The sequence below is a fragment of the Marinovum sp. J2-8 genome (assembly GCF_055808435.1).
The window spans coordinates 107,510-122,452 of sequence record NZ_JBVVRZ010000003.1 but is presented as its reverse complement, the minus strand read 5'-3'; the positions used below and the strand labels follow the sequence as shown (position 1 = coordinate 122,452).

Annotated in this window: 15 protein-coding genes and 1 pseudogene; 7 read left to right on the top strand and 9 right to left on the bottom strand. The window is 58.8% G+C overall.

Annotated features, from left to right (window positions below):
- Positions 1–8: 8 nt before the first annotated feature.
- Positions 9–395: a DUF2147 domain-containing protein gene (locus tag AC0L4F_RS09995; protein ID WP_244687953.1), complete on the bottom strand. Its 387-nt coding sequence runs from the start codon at positions 393–395 to the stop codon at positions 9–11.
- 138 nt (positions 396–533) lie between these two features.
- Between AC0L4F_RS09995 and hisA the strand changes: the two genes are divergently transcribed.
- Positions 534–1,256: a 1-(5-phosphoribosyl)-5-[(5-phosphoribosylamino)methylideneamino]imidazole-4-carboxamide isomerase gene (gene hisA, locus AC0L4F_RS09990; protein ID WP_244687950.1), complete on the top strand. Its 723-nt coding sequence runs from the start codon at positions 534–536 to the stop codon at positions 1,254–1,256.
- 91 nt (positions 1,257–1,347) lie between these two features.
- Here hisA and AC0L4F_RS09985 read toward each other — a convergent pair whose 3' ends face one another.
- Positions 1,348–2,106 carry an SDR family NAD(P)-dependent oxidoreductase gene (locus tag AC0L4F_RS09985; RefSeq protein WP_244687948.1) on the bottom strand — a complete coding sequence of 253 codons (759 nt, stop codon included), beginning with the start codon at positions 2,104–2,106 and terminating at the stop codon, positions 1,348–1,350.
- A 99-nt stretch (positions 2,107–2,205) separates the two neighbouring features.
- On the opposite strand from AC0L4F_RS09985, the gene hisF reads away from it, so the two are divergent.
- The 3 genes from hisF (at position 2,206) to AC0L4F_RS09970 (ending at position 4,162) form a co-directional block, all read left to right on the top strand.
- The gene (gene hisF / locus AC0L4F_RS09980) at positions 2,206–2,967 is read left to right on the top strand and encodes an imidazole glycerol phosphate synthase subunit HisF (protein ID WP_244687946.1); all 762 of its coding nucleotides are present in this window, start codon (positions 2,206–2,208) and stop codon (positions 2,965–2,967) included.
- Positions 2,964–3,275, top strand: a complete 312-nt coding sequence (locus AC0L4F_RS09975; protein ID WP_244687944.1) for a phosphoribosyl-ATP diphosphatase — start codon at positions 2,964–2,966, stop codon at positions 3,273–3,275. Before hisF ends, AC0L4F_RS09975 begins: the two co-directional genes overlap by 4 nt.
- 176 nt (positions 3,276–3,451) lie before the next feature.
- Positions 3,452–4,162 carry a DUF2971 domain-containing protein gene (locus AC0L4F_RS09970; RefSeq protein ID WP_244687942.1) on the top strand — a complete coding sequence of 237 codons (711 nt, stop codon included), beginning with the start codon at positions 3,452–3,454 and terminating at the stop codon, positions 4,160–4,162.
- A gap of 223 nt (positions 4,163–4,385) precedes the next feature.
- On the opposite strand, the gene AC0L4F_RS09965 is transcribed toward AC0L4F_RS09970, so the two are convergent.
- On the bottom strand, positions 4,386–5,813 hold the full coding sequence (locus AC0L4F_RS09965) for an aldehyde dehydrogenase family protein (protein WP_244687940.1): 1,428 nt from the start codon (positions 5,811–5,813) through the stop codon (positions 4,386–4,388).
- Positions 5,814–5,936: 123 nt separating this feature from the next.
- Here AC0L4F_RS09965 and AC0L4F_RS09960 point away from each other — a divergent pair, with 123 nt between their 5' ends.
- Together AC0L4F_RS09960 and AC0L4F_RS09955 are read left to right on the top strand one after the other, a co-directional pair.
- The gene (locus AC0L4F_RS09960; protein ID WP_244687938.1) at positions 5,937–6,590 is read left to right on the top strand and encodes a peroxiredoxin; all 654 of its coding nucleotides are present in this window, start codon (positions 5,937–5,939) and stop codon (positions 6,588–6,590) included.
- Between the two features lie 146 nt (positions 6,591–6,736).
- Positions 6,737–7,780: a succinylglutamate desuccinylase/aspartoacylase family protein gene (locus tag AC0L4F_RS09955; RefSeq protein ID WP_244687936.1), complete on the top strand. Its 1,044-nt coding sequence runs from the start codon at positions 6,737–6,739 to the stop codon at positions 7,778–7,780.
- A gap of 23 nt (positions 7,781–7,803) precedes the next feature.
- Here the strand turns inward: AC0L4F_RS09955 and AC0L4F_RS09950 are convergent, their stop codons facing one another.
- Positions 7,804–8,238: a hypothetical protein gene (locus AC0L4F_RS09950; protein ID WP_244687934.1), complete on the bottom strand. Its 435-nt coding sequence runs from the start codon at positions 8,236–8,238 to the stop codon at positions 7,804–7,806.
- 161 nt (positions 8,239–8,399) lie between these two features.
- On the opposite strand from AC0L4F_RS09950, the gene AC0L4F_RS09945 reads away from it, so the two are divergent.
- Complete coding sequence (locus AC0L4F_RS09945) at positions 8,400–9,185, top strand: TIGR00266 family protein (RefSeq protein WP_244687932.1); 786 nt, start codon at positions 8,400–8,402, stop codon at positions 9,183–9,185.
- A 152-nt stretch (positions 9,186–9,337) separates the two neighbouring features.
- Here the strand turns inward: AC0L4F_RS09945 and pnp are convergent.
- The 5 genes and pseudogenes from pnp to truB form a co-directional block, all read right to left on the bottom strand.
- Positions 9,338–11,471 (bottom strand): annotated as a pseudogene (pnp, locus tag AC0L4F_RS09940) (polyribonucleotide nucleotidyltransferase).
- Between the two features lie 311 nt (positions 11,472–11,782).
- Positions 11,783–12,052 carry a 30S ribosomal protein S15 gene (rpsO, locus tag AC0L4F_RS09935; RefSeq protein ID WP_244687929.1) on the bottom strand — a complete coding sequence of 90 codons (270 nt, stop codon included), beginning with the start codon at positions 12,050–12,052 and terminating at the stop codon, positions 11,783–11,785.
- A 185-nt stretch (positions 12,053–12,237) separates the two neighbouring features.
- The gene (locus AC0L4F_RS09930; RefSeq protein WP_244687927.1) at positions 12,238–13,356 is read right to left on the bottom strand and encodes a calcium-binding protein; all 1,119 of its coding nucleotides are present in this window, start codon (positions 13,354–13,356) and stop codon (positions 12,238–12,240) included.
- 85 nt (positions 13,357–13,441) lie between these two features.
- Entirely contained in the window at positions 13,442–13,960 is a 519-nt protein-coding gene (locus AC0L4F_RS09925) for a DUF1643 domain-containing protein (protein ID WP_244687925.1), read from the bottom strand.
- A gap of 3 nt (positions 13,961–13,963) precedes the next feature.
- The gene (gene truB / locus AC0L4F_RS09920) at positions 13,964–14,872 is read right to left on the bottom strand and encodes a tRNA pseudouridine(55) synthase TruB (protein WP_244687923.1); all 909 of its coding nucleotides are present in this window, start codon (positions 14,870–14,872) and stop codon (positions 13,964–13,966) included.
- Positions 14,873–14,943: the final 71 nt, after the last annotated feature.

Sequence of the window (14,943 nt, the reverse complement as noted above, 5' to 3'; positions counted from 1 at the left end):
GAAGTACGTTATTTCACCCGTGTCCAGACCTGAGAGCTGCACAACAGCCCGCCGGCCACACATCCCGAAAGTTTGAGCGAGCTGCCGCTTATCTGCATCTTGCCGACATAAACCTTGTTGTTGGACGGTCGCCAGACGTTGCCGGTGTATTTGCCACCGCCCTTTGGCTCCATGCCGCGCACCAATTGCTTGCCTTTGTTGGGGGAATTGTATTCCCCGCTGTTGTTGAAGGTGCGGCTGATGACACCACAGACCTTGGCGCCACAGGGCGCAATGGTGACATGGGCATAGCTGCCATCGTCGACTTCGGTTTTCCAGACGCCTTCGGCCGAGTCCGCAAAGGCCGGGCCGGCCATCAACCCCAGTGCGGCAATCGCCATCATCATTGGTTTCATTTATTACTCCTCCCTGAGCGATGGCCGGGATGTTGGGCGCGAATTGCCGCATCTGGCAAGCGTGACGTCGGGTCGGTTGCATTTCGCCGCGGTTCGTGCAAAACGCCTTCGCTAGTGCAGCATAAGGGTGCTCAAACCATGATCCTCTACCCCGCTATCGACCTGAAAGACGGCAATGCCGTGCGACTGCTGCGCGGCGATATGGACAAGGCCACTGTGTTCAACAACGACCCCGCCGATCAGGCGCGGGACTTTGTCGATGCGGGCTGTGAATGGCTTCATCTGGTGGATTTGAACGGCGCCTTTGCCGGCGCACCGGTGAATGCGGGCGCGGTTGAGGCAATTCTGGCCGCGACCGCCGTGCCGACACAACTGGGCGGCGGCATTCGCGACATGGCCACCATCGAAAGCTGGCTGACCAAGGGATTGGCGCGGGTCATTTTGGGCACCGTTGCAGTCGAGAACCCGAAACTGGTGCGAGAGGCGGCCAAGGCGTTCCCCGGTCAAGTCGCCGTCGGCATCGACGCCCGCAATGGCCGGGTCGCAACCAAAGGCTGGGCCGAAGAAACCGATGTGCTGGTCACCGATCTGGCGCGCAGCTTCGAAGACGCCGGCGTCGCGGCGATCATCTACACCGACATCAACCGCGATGGCGCAATGCAAGGGCCCAATATCGACGCCACGGCGGCGCTGGCCAATGCAGTGGCGATCCCGGTGATTGCATCCGGTGGCGTGTCATCAATCGAGGATCTGGTGGCGCTGAAAAACTGTGGCGCGGCGCTGAACGGTGCAATCTCTGGTCGTGCGCTTTATGATGGCGCGATCGACCTGCGCACGGCGCTGGCCACTCTGGCAGAATAAACATGTGCTGCGCTGGACAGTCCCGGACCTGATCCGGGACCTCCTGCCAGATTGAAATGAGGTCCCGGAGCACGTCCGGGACCACAAAACGCTAGACCACGCCAGCCTCGACAAAGAAATCCTGCGCCGTGCACATCCGGGAATCATCGGATGCCAGGAACAGCACCATTCGCGCCAGATAGACCGGTTCGATCAGCTCTTTAAGACATTGCGTCTCAAGATTTCTTTCCAGAGCCTCCGGTGTTGCCCACAAGGTCTTTTGCCGTTCGGTCATCACCCATCCCGGCACCACGGTATTGACCCGGATGCCATGCGGCCCAAGATCGGACGCCATGCCACGTGTCAGCCCATGCACCGCGGCCTTGGCGGTGGTATAGGCGGGCATGCCCCCCAACTTCTGCCACCAGCTGCAAGAGCCCATATTGATGATTGACCCGGCCCCGGCGGCAATCATTCCCGGCGCCACGGCCTGAATGGCAAAGAACTGGTGCCGCAGGTTGGTGGCTTGACGTTCATCCCAGAATTCCGGTGTCACCTCTTCCCAGCCGTGGCGGTCGTCCCGCGCGGCATTATTGACCAGCACCGTGGCGGGACCAAGTTTAGCTGCCAGGGCGGCAAAGGCCACTTTCAGCGCGTCAATGTCGCGCAGATCGCACACCTCAAACGCGACATCCCCGCCCAACTCGGCGGCAAGCGCCTGTCCCGCCGTCGCATCCAGGTCGACAAACCCGACTTTGGCCCCCTGCTCGGCAAAGGCGCGCACAATCGCCGCCCCGATCCCCGACGCCCCACCGGTGACAATCACCGATTTGCCGTTCAGGCTGGGATAATTTGCAAATTCCGGTGTCATATCGCCTCTCCGATTCCGCTTTGGTATACCATTTCGCAACATGGCCGAATATGCAATCGCTTGCTTGCCCCATACCGCCGGGCGGATTAAGAGACGCATATGCTCAAGACCCGTATCATCCCCTGTCTCGATGTGGCCGATGGCCGCGTGGTGAAGGGTGTCAACTTTGTCGACCTGCGTGATGCGGGCGACCCGGTGGAATTTGCCCGCGCCTATGACGCCGCGGGCGCGGACGAACTCTGTTTCCTCGACATTCATGCCACGCATGAAAACCGCGGTGTGATGATGGATGTGGTACAGCGCACCGCAGAGCAATGTTTCATTCCCCTGACCGTCGGCGGCGGTGTGCGCACGGCGGCGGATGTCCGCAAGCTTCTGCTCGCGGGCGCAGACAAGGTCAGCTTCAACTCTGCGGCCGTTGCCAACCCCGATGTGATCGCCGAAGCGGCGGATCAATTCGGCAGCCAATGCATTGTCTGCGCCATCGACGCCAAAACCGTGGACCCCGGCAAATGGGAGATTTTCACCCATGGCGGCCGCAAACCCACCGGCATCGACGCGGTGGAATTCGCGCAATTGGTAACAGAAAAAGGCGCGGGCGAAATCCTGTTGACCTCGATGGATCGTGACGGCACACGCGCCGGGTTCAACCTTCCGCTGACGCGGGCGATTTCCGACGCCGTGTCGGTGCCAGTCATTGCCTCGGGCGGGGTTGGCACCTTGGACCATCTGGTCGAAGGCGTGACCAAAGGCGGCGCATCAGCGGTCTTGGCGGCCTCGATCTTTCACTTTGGCGACTTCACCATTGCCGAGGCCAAGCAGCACATGGCCGACGCAGGTATCGCGATGAGGCTGTCATGAGCGTTCTACACGACCTGGAGGCGGTGATCGCCGCACGCAAAGACGCCGATCCAGAAAGCTCCTGGACCGCGAAATTGCTGGCCAAGGGGCCGGAAAAATGCGCGGAAAAGTTTGGCGAAGAGGCGATCGAAGCGATCATTGCCGCCGCCAGGAACGACCGCGAAAACCTGACCTATGAATTGGCAGATGTGCTGTATCACCTGCTAGTGATGCTGGCCGCACGGGATATTGCGCTGGACGATGTTTTGGCCGAACTGGCCCGCCGTCAGGGCGTGTCCGGCATCACGGAAAAGGCAGGACGCACGTAGCGCCCCCAACCGGACCGTCGCATGGGCGCGCCGATGTTTGTTAAGCGGGACTTTGCGCCCGACCGGTCAACGACCGCTCCCAGCCCGAAGCGGACATAAACAATGGGAGGGTTGATTTTCAGTTCCCGTCAGCCCAACAGTTGTACTGTCGTGATTATTCCTGAGCGAACCTTTCAATGTCAAATACAGTTAGACTATTTCACTTTACCTGCGACCACTGGGCGGCTGAGAATGTGAAAAACCGTCGTTTGAAATTATCCTTTCCTAACGATGTTAACGATATCTTCGAATTCATGCCTTTTGATTTTGGCGATAGCGAAAAGGCACGATCATTCCGGACGGCTTGGAAAACGGCGATAGACGGCTACTCAAAGTCACAGGGCTTCATTTCATTTTCTGAAAGTTGGGCGGTTCCTACCATGTGGGGGCACTATGCCAACAATCACAAAGGTGTCTGCTTGGGTTTCGACCTCCCCATTCGTCGGGGGGAATCAATCGCATACGCTGATAAAATTCGCTATATCGACAAACTACGACCCATAAGTGAACGTGATTTAGCCGACACCAAATACAAGGATCAATTGGTAAACTTTGCGCGTATGACTAAGAGTAACCATTGGTCTTACGAGGAAGAGTGGCGCTATTGGTTTTCGCTTTCTCAGACAGAAAAAGAGCTAAAGCTCACGAAGCCGAATGAAGTGTTTTTTGCTAATTTCGACGCAAACCTTGTTCTAAGAGAAGTGATATTTGGAGCTAGATCGACCCATACCACAGAGAGTTTCAAAACATTACTTCGCGAAACGGACGATGTGAAATTCACCACAGCAAGACCCTCTTTCCGTCGTTTTGCGATGGTCACACAACAGCTCGCGAGCCTCAATAAGTAGGCGATTCCTCTCTGGAAAATTTCATCCGTGCAGCGCAAATCGAACACTCTGCAAACTCCGCCATCTACGCATCGCTTACAGTCGCGCATGATGCGGCATCTAGCAAATTCGGGCTCTGAACGGACGTCGCCCAGAGGTAGATCGCAGATGCGATGACCTGCGATAACCCTTTATCCGAAAAAGGGCGGGCGAAAAACGCCGCGCCCTCTTCACTCGGTCGAAATTATTCCGCCGCCCAGCCCGAGACTGCTTTGACCTCCAGGAATTCTTCGATCCCGAATGTGCCGCCCTCGCGGCCATTGCCGGATTGTTTGTACCCACCAAAAGGCGAGCCCTGGGCAAAGCCCGATCCATTGGTTTCGATCATCCCGGCCCGCAGACGGCGCGCCACGCGGCGGCGTTTGTCGTCATCCGTGGTCTGAACATAATCGGCCAGGCCATACGGCGTGTCATTGGCAATTGCGATTGCCTCTTCCTCGCTGTCGAACGGCAGGATCGACAGGACGGGGCCAAATACCTCTTCCTGGGCGATGGTCATGTCGTTGCTGACATCGGCAAACACCGTGGGCCGGACATAATAGCCCCGGTTCAGCCCCTCGGGCCGTCCCGGACCGCCCGCAACCAGCCGGGCCTCTTTCATCCCGACCTCGATGAGGCCTTGGATCTTGTTGAACTGGACCTCGGACACCACCGGACCGATGAACCGCCCGCTTTCGGACGCCGGGCCAACACGGGTGGCATTGGCGACCTCTGCGGCGATTTCCACCGCTTCGTCATATCTTGACCGTTCCACCAGCATCCGGGTCGGTGCGTTACAGGACTGGCCGGAATTGGCAAAACAATGCCGCGCGCCGCGTTTCACCGCGTCTTTATCCGCGTCGGCAAAGATGATGTTTGCCCCCTTGCCGCCCAGTTCCAGCGAGACGCGTTTCAACGTATCCGCCGCAGCCTTGGAAATTGCAATTCCCGCGCGGGTTGAGCCGGTAAAGGAGATCATATCGACGTCCTTGTGTACCGAAAGCTGGCTGCCGACGCCGGGGCCATCGCCGTTCACCAGGTTGAACACGCCCTTCGGAAATCCGGCCTCATGCACGAATTCTGCAAACAGCAGCGAGGACAGCGGCGCGACCTCGGACGGTTTCAACACCACGGTACAGCCCGCCGCAAGCGCCGGAACAACCTTTAGCACAACCTGATTCATCGGCCAGTTCCACGGCGTGATCAGCCCGCAGACCCCGATAGGTTCCAGCAGGTGTTTTTCAGTGGCGGTAAAATCGCGTTCCCATTTAAAGTCCTGCAGCGCCTTTAGAAAACCGCCCATGTGCCAAGAGCCGGCACCAACCTGATTGGCCTTGGCGTAATCAATTGGCGCGCCCATTTCGAGGCTGATCGCCTCGCCCATTTCATCGGACCGGTCCTGATAGATCGCGGCCAGCTTTTCCAACAGCGCGATGCGATCCGCCACGGGGCTGGTGGCCCAACCGTCAAATGCGGCGCGGGCGGCGGCCACAGCGGCGTCGGTATCGGCCTGATCGCCAAGCGAAATGACCGCGCAGCTGTCCTCGGTCGAGGGGTCGATCACGGTAAAATCATTGCCGGTGGCCGGGTCGACCCAGGCACCGTCGATATAGAATTGGCGTTTCTCGATCATAGGTTGACCTCCCTTGGATTCCCGGCACTGTGTCACCACATCAGTAGCGTCGCAATATGCGACACAAGAAATTTGATCAAATTTTCGGGTCCCCCCGAAACACGCAAGCGACAGGAGACGATCATGGGACTGCGCATCAACGACACCGTGCCGAATTTCACCGCCGAAACCGACACCGGCACCATCACATTCCACGACTGGATTGGTGACAGCTGGGCGATTCTGTTTTCCCACCCCAAGGATTTCACGCCGGTCTGCACCACCGAATTCGGAGCGGTCGCGCAACTGGCCGATGAATGGGACAAACGCGGCACCAAGGTGCTGGGCGTGTCTGTGGACGGGGTCGAAGATCACATCGGCTGGAAGAAAGACATTGCAGTGGTGGGCGGCGCCGAGCCGAAGTTCCCGATCATCGCGGACAAGGATCTGGCGGTTTCCAAAGCCTTTGACATGCTGCCCGCCGAACATTACCTGCCCGACAACCCCAACCCGAACGACAGCGCCACAGTGCGGTCTGTGTTCATCATCGGACCAGACAAGAAGCTGAAACTGTCGATGACCTATCCGATGAATGTCGGCCGCAATTTTGCCGAGGTCTTGCGCGCATTGGACGGTTTGCAAACCGCCGCCCAACATGGCGTGGCCACCCCGGCGAACTGGGAAGTGGGACAGGATGTGATCATTCCGACAGCGGTCAACAATGATGCTGCGAAGGAAAAGTTCGGCACATTCGAAACCGTGCTGCCCTATCTGCGGAAAACCAAGGTGCCCGGTTAACCCAACGGGTAAAAAGGGGGCTCTGCCCCCGGCCCTTGGCCTCCCCCGGGATATTTTCAAACAGAAGAAGGCCTGGACCGCTGCAAATCGTAGACAAGTGTTTCCTGATCTCTTATCGGCAATCAAACGGATGACAGGAATGCACAATGACCAGCCAAGCGGCCTTTGAAATCGGTGGTGCCCGCATCGCGCCGGGCACGCGCCAAAGCGTTGAATTGCCGGTCAGCCAGATGCCGGATCACACGCCCGTCACAATGCCGGTGCATGTGGTGCATGGCAAACGTCCCGGTCCGGTCATGTTCGTGTCGGCCGCCATTCATGGCGACGAGGTCATCGGCGTCGAAGTTGTGCGCCGCCTGCTGCGTGCCAAACCAGTGGAGCGGCTGGCTGGCACGCTTCTGGCGGTGCCGATTGTCAATTCGTTCGGCTTTCTCAACCATTCGCGTTATTTACCCGACCGCCGGGATTTGAACCGGTGTTTTCCCGGCCATGCCTCGGGGTCATTGGCGGCGCGTTTGGCGCATCTGTTCATGACCGAAATCGTGGCCCGGTCGGATATCGGCATTGATCTGCACTCCGCCGCGATCCGGCGCGAGAACCTGCCGCAGATTCGGCTGACGCCCGGCAATAAACGGTTGGCGGAATTGGGCCGGGCCTTTGGTGCGCCTGTCATGTTGCAATCGAAACTGCGCGAGGGATCGCTGCGCCATGCGGCAGAGGACATGGATTGTGATGTCTTGCTGTATGAAGCCGGCGAGGGCCTGCGGTTTGACGAATATGCTGCGCGGGCTGGGCTGTCGGGCGTTTTGCGGGTGATGCATGCGCTGGACATGATTGGCGCGCGCGGCGTGCCCCAGGCCAAGACGCCGCCGCTGTTGTCCGAACGTTCCAGCTGGCTGCGTGCGCCGCTGGGCGGGCTGCTGCGCACCTATCGCACGATTGGCGACTATGTGTCCGAGGGCGAGGTGCTGGGCGTTGTGGCAGACCCCGCAGGAGACGTCGAAGAAGAGATCATCAGTGATATGGAGGGCATCATCATCGGTCGCACCAACATGCCGGTGGTGAACGAAGGTGACGCGCTGTTTCATATCGCCCTGACCCCATCCGAAGCGGTGGCCGAAGCGGTGGTCGACGAAATGTCTGCGCAACGCGAGGCTGCACCGCTGTTTGACGAGGATGAGATCATCTGAGACCACGTCCGGCGGTCTTTGCGTCACTCTATGCTGAAGTGAACTTTGAAATCAGAGACTTCGCCGCGCCGCGCCGCAGATCGCATCATGAAGACCATGATCGAATAGGCGCCGGAATCCGGCAAGATACTGTCGAAACAATTCACTTCCGGGACAACTATGCTGGTGAATTGCGCGTTTGCCCAAGCCTCCATTCCCGGACCTTTGCCCGGCACATAGACGTTGAAATATGTCTCCAGGTTCGACGGCTCCAACTGGACCTTCAATCGCTGACCCTGGCGGGCCGCGACCTCATAGACCGCAATTTCCTGTCCGGTAATCTGGTCATTGATGGTCGCCTCGCTGGCCCCGCGTTCGAATTTTACGGTTTCGGTGCGCGGCGACTGTGCCAGGGTTGAATTGGCGATGCCCAGGGCCATGCACGCGACGACAGTGACCGAAAATAGACTTTTGAACATGAACGCCCTCCACTCATTAACTTTGCAGAATCCGCCGCCCCAAACCACTGTGCTCCCTATCGGGGCCAAGCCGACAGGGACAGGGCAGGTATTCCGCCATTTCATCAAAGTAACATTCATGCGAATTTGTAAACGAATTTTTGGACACAAAGGACAGGCAGATGCTGTGCCACGAAGTTGATTACGAAGTTTTTGGCGACGATATGCAGATTGTCGAGGTCGAGTTGGACCCTGGCGAAACCGTGATCGCAGAAGCCGGTGCGATGAATTACATGGAAGACGGCATCACATTTGAAAGCAAGATGGGCGACGGCACCACCCCGACCAGCGGCGTCATGGGCGCATTGCTGAATGTCGGCAAACGGGTGCTGACCGGAGAGTCCATTTTCCTTACCCATTTCAGCAACACCGGGCAAGGCAAGCGCCGGGTCGCCTTTGCCGCACCCTATCCGGGCAAGATCATTCCAATGGATATGGCCGCTCTGGGGGGCGAGCTGATCTGCCAGAAAGATGCGTTTCTTTGCGCGGCCTTTGGCACCCGCACCGACATTGCGTTTCAAAAGAAGCTGGGCGCCGGGTTCTTTGGCGGTGAAGGGTTCATCCTGCAACGGCTGAATGGTGACGGCATGGCGTTTGTTCATGCGGGTGGCACGCTGATCCGGCGCGAATTGCGCGCGGGTGAAGTGCTGCGGGTGGATACCGGTTGTATCGCGGCGTTCACCTCTGGTGTCGATTATGACATCGAGCGCGCCGGCAATCTGAAGTCGATGGTCTTTGGTGGTGAGGGGTTGTTTTTGGCAACGCTGCGCGGGCCGGGAACCGTCTTCCTGCAAAGTCTGCCATTTTCGCGTCTGGCCGACCGTGTGCTGCAGGCCGGCAGCGTCGGCGGCAACAAGGGCGAAGGATCGGTTCTGGGCGGGTTGGGGGATCTGTTCGGCGACCGCTAACGCGCCCTCCTACTGGACGACCCAGTCCCGGACGTGATCCGGGACCTCAGGGAATTTGCCGCGCCGGGATCGACCGTTCAGGCAAAATTCCATAAAAAAAGCCCCGGACAATTATGCCCGGGGCCCTTGGGAGTTTCCGAAAGATCCGCAGATTACTCTGCGTCTTCTTCTTTCTTCGCGTCTTCGCCGGTTTCCTGATCGACGATTTTCATCGACAGGCGCACCTTGCCGCGGTCATCAAAGCCAAGCAATTTGACCCAGACTTCCTGGCCTTCCTTCAACACATCCGACGGATGGTTCAGGCGGCGGTTTTCGATCTGGGACACGTGGACCAGGCCATCGCGCTTGCCAAAGAAGTTCACAAAAGCGCCGAAATCGACGATTTTCACAACTTTGCCTTTGTAGATCTTGCCTTCTTCCGGCTCTGCCACGATCGAATGGATCATGTCATAAGCGCGTTTGATGGCTTCACCGTCTGCCGAGGCGATCTTGATGATGCCGTCGTCATTGATGTCGACCTTGGCACCCGATGTTTCGACGATCTCGCGGATCACCTTGCCGCCGGACCCGATGACTTCACGGATCTTGTCGGTTGGGATCTGCATGGTCTCGATGCGCGGTGCGTGGACGGAGAATTCCGAAGCGCCGGTCAGCGCCTTGGACATCTCACCCAGAATATGCATCCGGCCATCGCGCGCCTGTGCCAGCGCGTTTTTCATGATCTCGGGTGTGATGCCCGCAATCTTGATGTCCATTTGCAACGAGGTGATGCCGTTTTCGGTACCAGCAACCTTGAAATCCATATCGCCGAGGTGGTCTTCGTCACCCAGGATGTCCGACAGGATCGCATATTCGCCGTCTTCTTCCAGGATCAGACCCATGGCCACACCGGCAACCGCCGATTTCAACGGCACACCTGCGTCCATCATCGACAGCGAGCCGCCGCAAACCGATGCCATCGACGAAGAGCCGTTGGATTCGGTGATTTCCGACACCACACGCACGGTGTAGGGGAAATCGGTCGGCGGCAGGCAGAACCGCCTGCAACGCGCGCCATGCCAGTTTGCCGTGACCAATTTCACGACGACCCGGGCCAGACACACGGCCAACTTCGCCAACCGAATAGGGCGGGAAGTTATAGTGCAGCAGGAAGTTGGATTTGAAGTTGCCATGCAGCGCGTCGATGAATTGCTCGTCGTCGCCGGTGCCCAGCGTGGTCACAACCAAACCTTGGGTTTCGCCACGGGTGAACAGCGCCGAACCATGGGTCCGGGGCAGAAGGCCGGTTTCGCAGACGATGTCACGCACGTCGGCGGTGCCACGTCCGTCAATCCGCTTGCCGGTCTTGACCACGTCACCGCGCAGGATCGACGCTTCCAGCTTTTTCAGGGCGGAGCCAAGGTTGGCGTCTTCCAGCTGTTCTTCGGTCAGCGACGCTTTGATGGCGTCACGGGCGGCGGAAACGGCTGTTGTGCGTTCCTGTTTGTCAGTCAGGGCGAATGCGGCGCGCATCTGCTCTTCACCGGCGGCCTTCACGGCTGCAAACAGGTCGGCATAATCCGGTGCCTGGAAATCAAACGGCTCCTTGGCCGCTTCTTCCGCCAGCGAAATGATCAGGTCGATCACCGGTTGGATCTGCTCATGCGCAAAGTTCACCGCGCCCAGCATTTCTTCTTCCGACAGCTCGTATGCTTCGGATTCGACCATCATCACCGCATCTTTGGTGCCGGCCACAACCAGGTCCAGACGCTGTTCGGGGTTGAGGCGCAGATCCTGCATATCCTCGACTTCCGGGTTCAGCACATATTCGCCATCGACAAAGCCAACGCGAGCGCCGGCAATCGGGCCACGGAACGGCGCGCCGGAAATGGTCAGCGCAGCAGAGGCGGCGATCATTGCAACGATGTCGGGGTCATTGACCAGATCGTGGCTCAGAACCGTACACATCACCAGCACTTCGTGCTTGAAGCCATCCACAAACAGCGGGCGGATCGGACGGTCGATCAGGCGGGCAGTCAGGGTTTCTTTTTCGGTCGGGCGCGCTTCGCGCTTGAAAAAGCCACCGGGCACTTTGCCGGCCGCATAATATTTTTCTTGGTAATGCACGGTCAGAGGAAAGAAATCCTGACCCGGCTTGGGGCTTTTGGCGAAGGTCACGTTGGCCATGACGCTGGTTTCACCCAGTGTCGCGATGACCGAACCATCTGCCTGACGGGCAACCTTACCCGTTTCCAGTGTGAGCGTCTCCTCGCCCCACTGCATGCTTTTCTTCGAAATGTTGAACATTTACGTATCCTGTATGGGGCACTCCCGGGCGTATCCCGGGTCCCCGATTGATTGGCGGCCCCATTGCCGCCGACCCCTATATCATTTCATGCGCCGGGGTCCCTGCGTCACGTCTCAGATGCCGGGGCCATACAGGATTTTGCCAACAATGGGAAGTGCGCGTTTCGACGCCTGCCCGATCCATTGGCGCAGATGGGCGGGATACAGACGGCCATTAGGCAAAGAAAAACGCCCACCAACCGGCAGGCGTTTCCAAATTCATCCGCCAACGACACAGCTGTGCCGCCACGGGACCGCAAAGCCAAATGGCCTTAGCGGCGGATTTCCAGACGTTTGATGAGATCCTGGTAACGGGCCTCTTCTTTGCCTTTCAGGTAGTCCAGCAGTTTCCGGCGCTGTGCAACAAGCTTCAAAAGACCACGACGCGAGTGGTTGTCTTTCTTGTGGGTTTTGAAGTGCTCGGTCAGCGTGCGGATGCGCGAGGTCAGGATAGCCACCTGTACTTCGGGCGAACCTGTGTCGCCGTCTTTGGTGGCGAATTCTTTCATCACGCGGGCTTTTTCTTCGACTGTAATCGACATCGGGGTCTCCTTTCAGAAGATCAAGGGTTATGGCGCAAGCCGGGATGTCGTCCAGCAGGGCCCGTGGAGAAATCCGCCAGGCAAAAATGCATGGCGGATGGGGGCGTATAGGGCATTTGTCGATTGTTGAAAAGGGGGCTGTTGCGCCGCAGTCAGGCCGCGCAATCTTAACCACGATATCCGGGTCAGGCCGCCGGTGGCAGCACCTCGTAAACGGCGGCCTCTTCTTCTGTCACCAGCGAAATATCGCTTTCGGTGATGTCCGCACCGCCACGTACCATGGCCACCACAACGCCGTCGATTTCCATCTGGATCAGATCGGGATCATCCGAATCGGGCACAAGGGATATTTCCGCCACCGCATCGGGATCGTCGGTCACCACCAGCAATTGATCTTCGCCGCTGGAGAAATCGATGAACGTCACAACCTGTTCGGCGTCGGAATACAGCAGGATGTCATCTGCGCCTTCGCCGCCGGTCACCACATCGCCGTCATCCGCCAGGATCGTGTCATCACCATCATTGCCGTTCAGGAAGTCCGGTTCGTCCGCGCCGTCCTCTGTGCCGTCCAGCACATCATTGCCCGCGCCGCCAAACAGGGTGTCCGATCCAAACCCGCCATCCAGCGTGTCGTCGTCATGGCCGCCCAGAAGACCGTCGTTGCCTTCCTCGCCACGCAGCATATCCGCACCGGTGCCATCGGTCAGAAGGTCATCACCGCTGCCGCCAAACAAAAGATCGTCGCCAATATGACCGAACAATTCGTCATTCCCGGCATCGCCAAACAGCGAATCCTGTCCGGCCTCACCATGCAGGGTGTCGTTATCTTCACCGCCCCGCACCGCATCATCGCCGTCCCCGGCCCAGATCCAGTCTTCGCCATCGTCACCCGCCAGATCGTCATTGCCACCCTGACCGGCTATGGCATCACTGCCTGCACCGCCAGAAATGACCGAAGCACCATCACCGCCGGACAAGGTATCATTGCCTTCGGTGCCTGCGATTGCATCACCGGTTTCTGCACTTGTCGTGACCGAAGTTTCAGGCGGCTGAAGTGTTGCACTCGGGGGTTCAGCATTCTGGGCTTCGGAAACACGCTCCATCGACCCAGACTCCGATTCCTCGTCGTCGAGCCCATCGAAAAACTCGGCAGGTTCGATCATCCCTTCCGGGCCCGCTTCCTCGACCTCGTCCAAATCTGTTTCGGAACCGGTCGTTTCTTCGTCTTCATCCTCGCCAAAGACACCGATCATCATAACGGATCCAACGGCGGCCATGCCAAGCAAACCTGCAATCAATAACATTGTTTCACACCCTAATACCCCGGGCACAGTATGTTCCCGGCGCCCCGTTCGGTCAAATCCTTTACCGGCAGGTGGTTAATGACGGTTAGAACCCGGCCTGCCAGGGTTCGGGTTTCTGGCCATAGGACACATACAGCGGGTGCCGTGGCAGCCCGTGACGGGTCAAACCCAGTGTAAACAATTTGCCCGATGCAACATTCAGAAGCGGCAGCACCGCGCTGTCACGATCGTGCAACCGCCCGTGCACGCCCCAGGCCGCCAGGACCATATCCGCCGCAGCAAAGGCGTCAGCCAGAAACTGATCGTTTTCCGGCCCGATCGGTTCGGGCGCCGCGCGCAAGTCTTTGGGATCGGTTGCGCGAAACGCAAAAAGATTGACCACGTCCAATCCGCCGTACCCCAACAGACGCGCGCGTCTTTCGCAGCGCGCGATTGTCGGATCGTTCACCTTCTCGTTTGCGGTCGACGGGTTCAGCATGACAAAAGCCACCTGCCCCGCCGTCACATCCCAGCTGCGGCGCAACCGATACCGATAAAGCCCGCAGTCGGAATAAACCGCCTCGGACCTGCAATCCTCGGTTTCGTGGGTTTTGCGGACAACCATGCCTTAATCGAGGACAAACACCCGCGACGGCTGAATCTTGCCCGCGCGGTATTCGCCAACCGCCACCGGAACCCCCTGATGGCTGGCCCAGACCGTGTCGCCGAATTCTGCATTGCCGCCGGTCACCTCGGCCGGATTGCCATTGCGCAACCGGGTCAGCGCCTCGACCCCGCAATGCACCTCTGGCAGATCCTGCAATCCGGTTTCCAACGGCAGCAACAGGGCGTCGATTTCCGCCGTGCGCGCCAGCGCCTCGACCTGTTCCAACGTCACAGCGTTTTCAAGGTCAAACGGCCCGGACCAGATCCGGCGCAGGGTCACAACATGCCCCAAACAGCCCAGAACCCGCCCCAGATCGCGCGCGATGGACCGCACATAGCCACCTTTGCCACAGGTCATTTCAAAAACCGCGGTATCGGCATCGGGCCGATCAACCAGCAGCAATTCCTCAACCCAAAGCGGGCGGGCCGCGATTTCCACGGCTTCGCCATCGCGGGCCAGCTTGTAGGCGCGTTCACCGTCGATCTTGACGGCGGAAAACTGTGGCGGCACCTGTTCGATGTCGCCGACAAATTGGCCCAGCGCATCCTTGATCTGATCATCCGTCGGCAGGCTGTCCGAGGTATCAATCACCTCGCCGTCGGCATCATCGGTGTTGGTCGCCGCGCCCCAGCGCACGGTGAATTCATAGGCTTTCATCGCATCGGTCACAAAAGGCACGGTTTTGGTCGCCTCGCCCAGCGCCACCGCCAAAAGGCCAGTGGCCTCAGGATCGAGCGTGCCGGCATGTCCGGCTTTCTTGGCCTCGAACGCCCAGCGGATCTTGTTCACCACAGCGGTCGAGGTCGGCCCGGCGGGTTTGTCCACCACCAGCCAGCCAGAAATGTCGCGTCCCTTGCGTTTGCGTCCCATGTCGTCCCCGGATTGTCATCAGAACGGGCGGGATAAGTAACGGCGCGGGTCCCGTCAATAGGGCGTCGCCA

Bases quoted from the DNA above. Each gene is read 5' to 3' on its own strand.
- AC0L4F_RS09995 (WP_244687953.1), bottom strand. From the start codon at position 395: ATGAAACCAATGATGATGGCGATTGCCGCACTGGGGTTGATGGCCGGC.
- hisA (WP_244687950.1), top strand. From the start codon at position 534: ATGATCCTCTACCCCGCTATCGACCTGAAAGACGGCAATGCCGTGCGA.
- AC0L4F_RS09985 (WP_244687948.1), bottom strand. From the start codon at position 2,106: ATGACACCGGAATTTGCAAATTATCCCAGCCTGAACGGCAAATCGGTG.
- hisF (WP_244687946.1), top strand. From the start codon at position 2,206: ATGCTCAAGACCCGTATCATCCCCTGTCTCGATGTGGCCGATGGCCGC.
- AC0L4F_RS09975 (WP_244687944.1), top strand. From the start codon at position 2,964: ATGAGCGTTCTACACGACCTGGAGGCGGTGATCGCCGCACGCAAAGAC.
- AC0L4F_RS09970 (WP_244687942.1), top strand. From the start codon at position 3,452: ATGTCAAATACAGTTAGACTATTTCACTTTACCTGCGACCACTGGGCG.
- AC0L4F_RS09965 (WP_244687940.1), bottom strand. From the start codon at position 5,813: ATGATCGAGAAACGCCAATTCTATATCGACGGTGCCTGGGTCGACCCG.
- AC0L4F_RS09960 (WP_244687938.1), top strand. From the start codon at position 5,937: ATGGGACTGCGCATCAACGACACCGTGCCGAATTTCACCGCCGAAACC.
- AC0L4F_RS09955 (WP_244687936.1), top strand. From the start codon at position 6,737: ATGACCAGCCAAGCGGCCTTTGAAATCGGTGGTGCCCGCATCGCGCCG.
- AC0L4F_RS09950 (WP_244687934.1), bottom strand. From the start codon at position 8,238: ATGTTCAAAAGTCTATTTTCGGTCACTGTCGTCGCGTGCATGGCCCTG.
- AC0L4F_RS09945 (WP_244687932.1), top strand. From the start codon at position 8,400: ATGCTGTGCCACGAAGTTGATTACGAAGTTTTTGGCGACGATATGCAG.
- rpsO (WP_244687929.1), bottom strand. From the start codon at position 12,052: ATGTCGATTACAGTCGAAGAAAAAGCCCGCGTGATGAAAGAATTCGCC.
- AC0L4F_RS09930 (WP_244687927.1), bottom strand. From the start codon at position 13,356: ATGTTATTGATTGCAGGTTTGCTTGGCATGGCCGCCGTTGGATCCGTT.
- AC0L4F_RS09925 (WP_244687925.1), bottom strand. From the start codon at position 13,960: ATGGTTGTCCGCAAAACCCACGAAACCGAGGATTGCAGGTCCGAGGCG.
- truB (WP_244687923.1), bottom strand. From the start codon at position 14,872: ATGGGACGCAAACGCAAGGGACGCGACATTTCTGGCTGGCTGGTGGTG.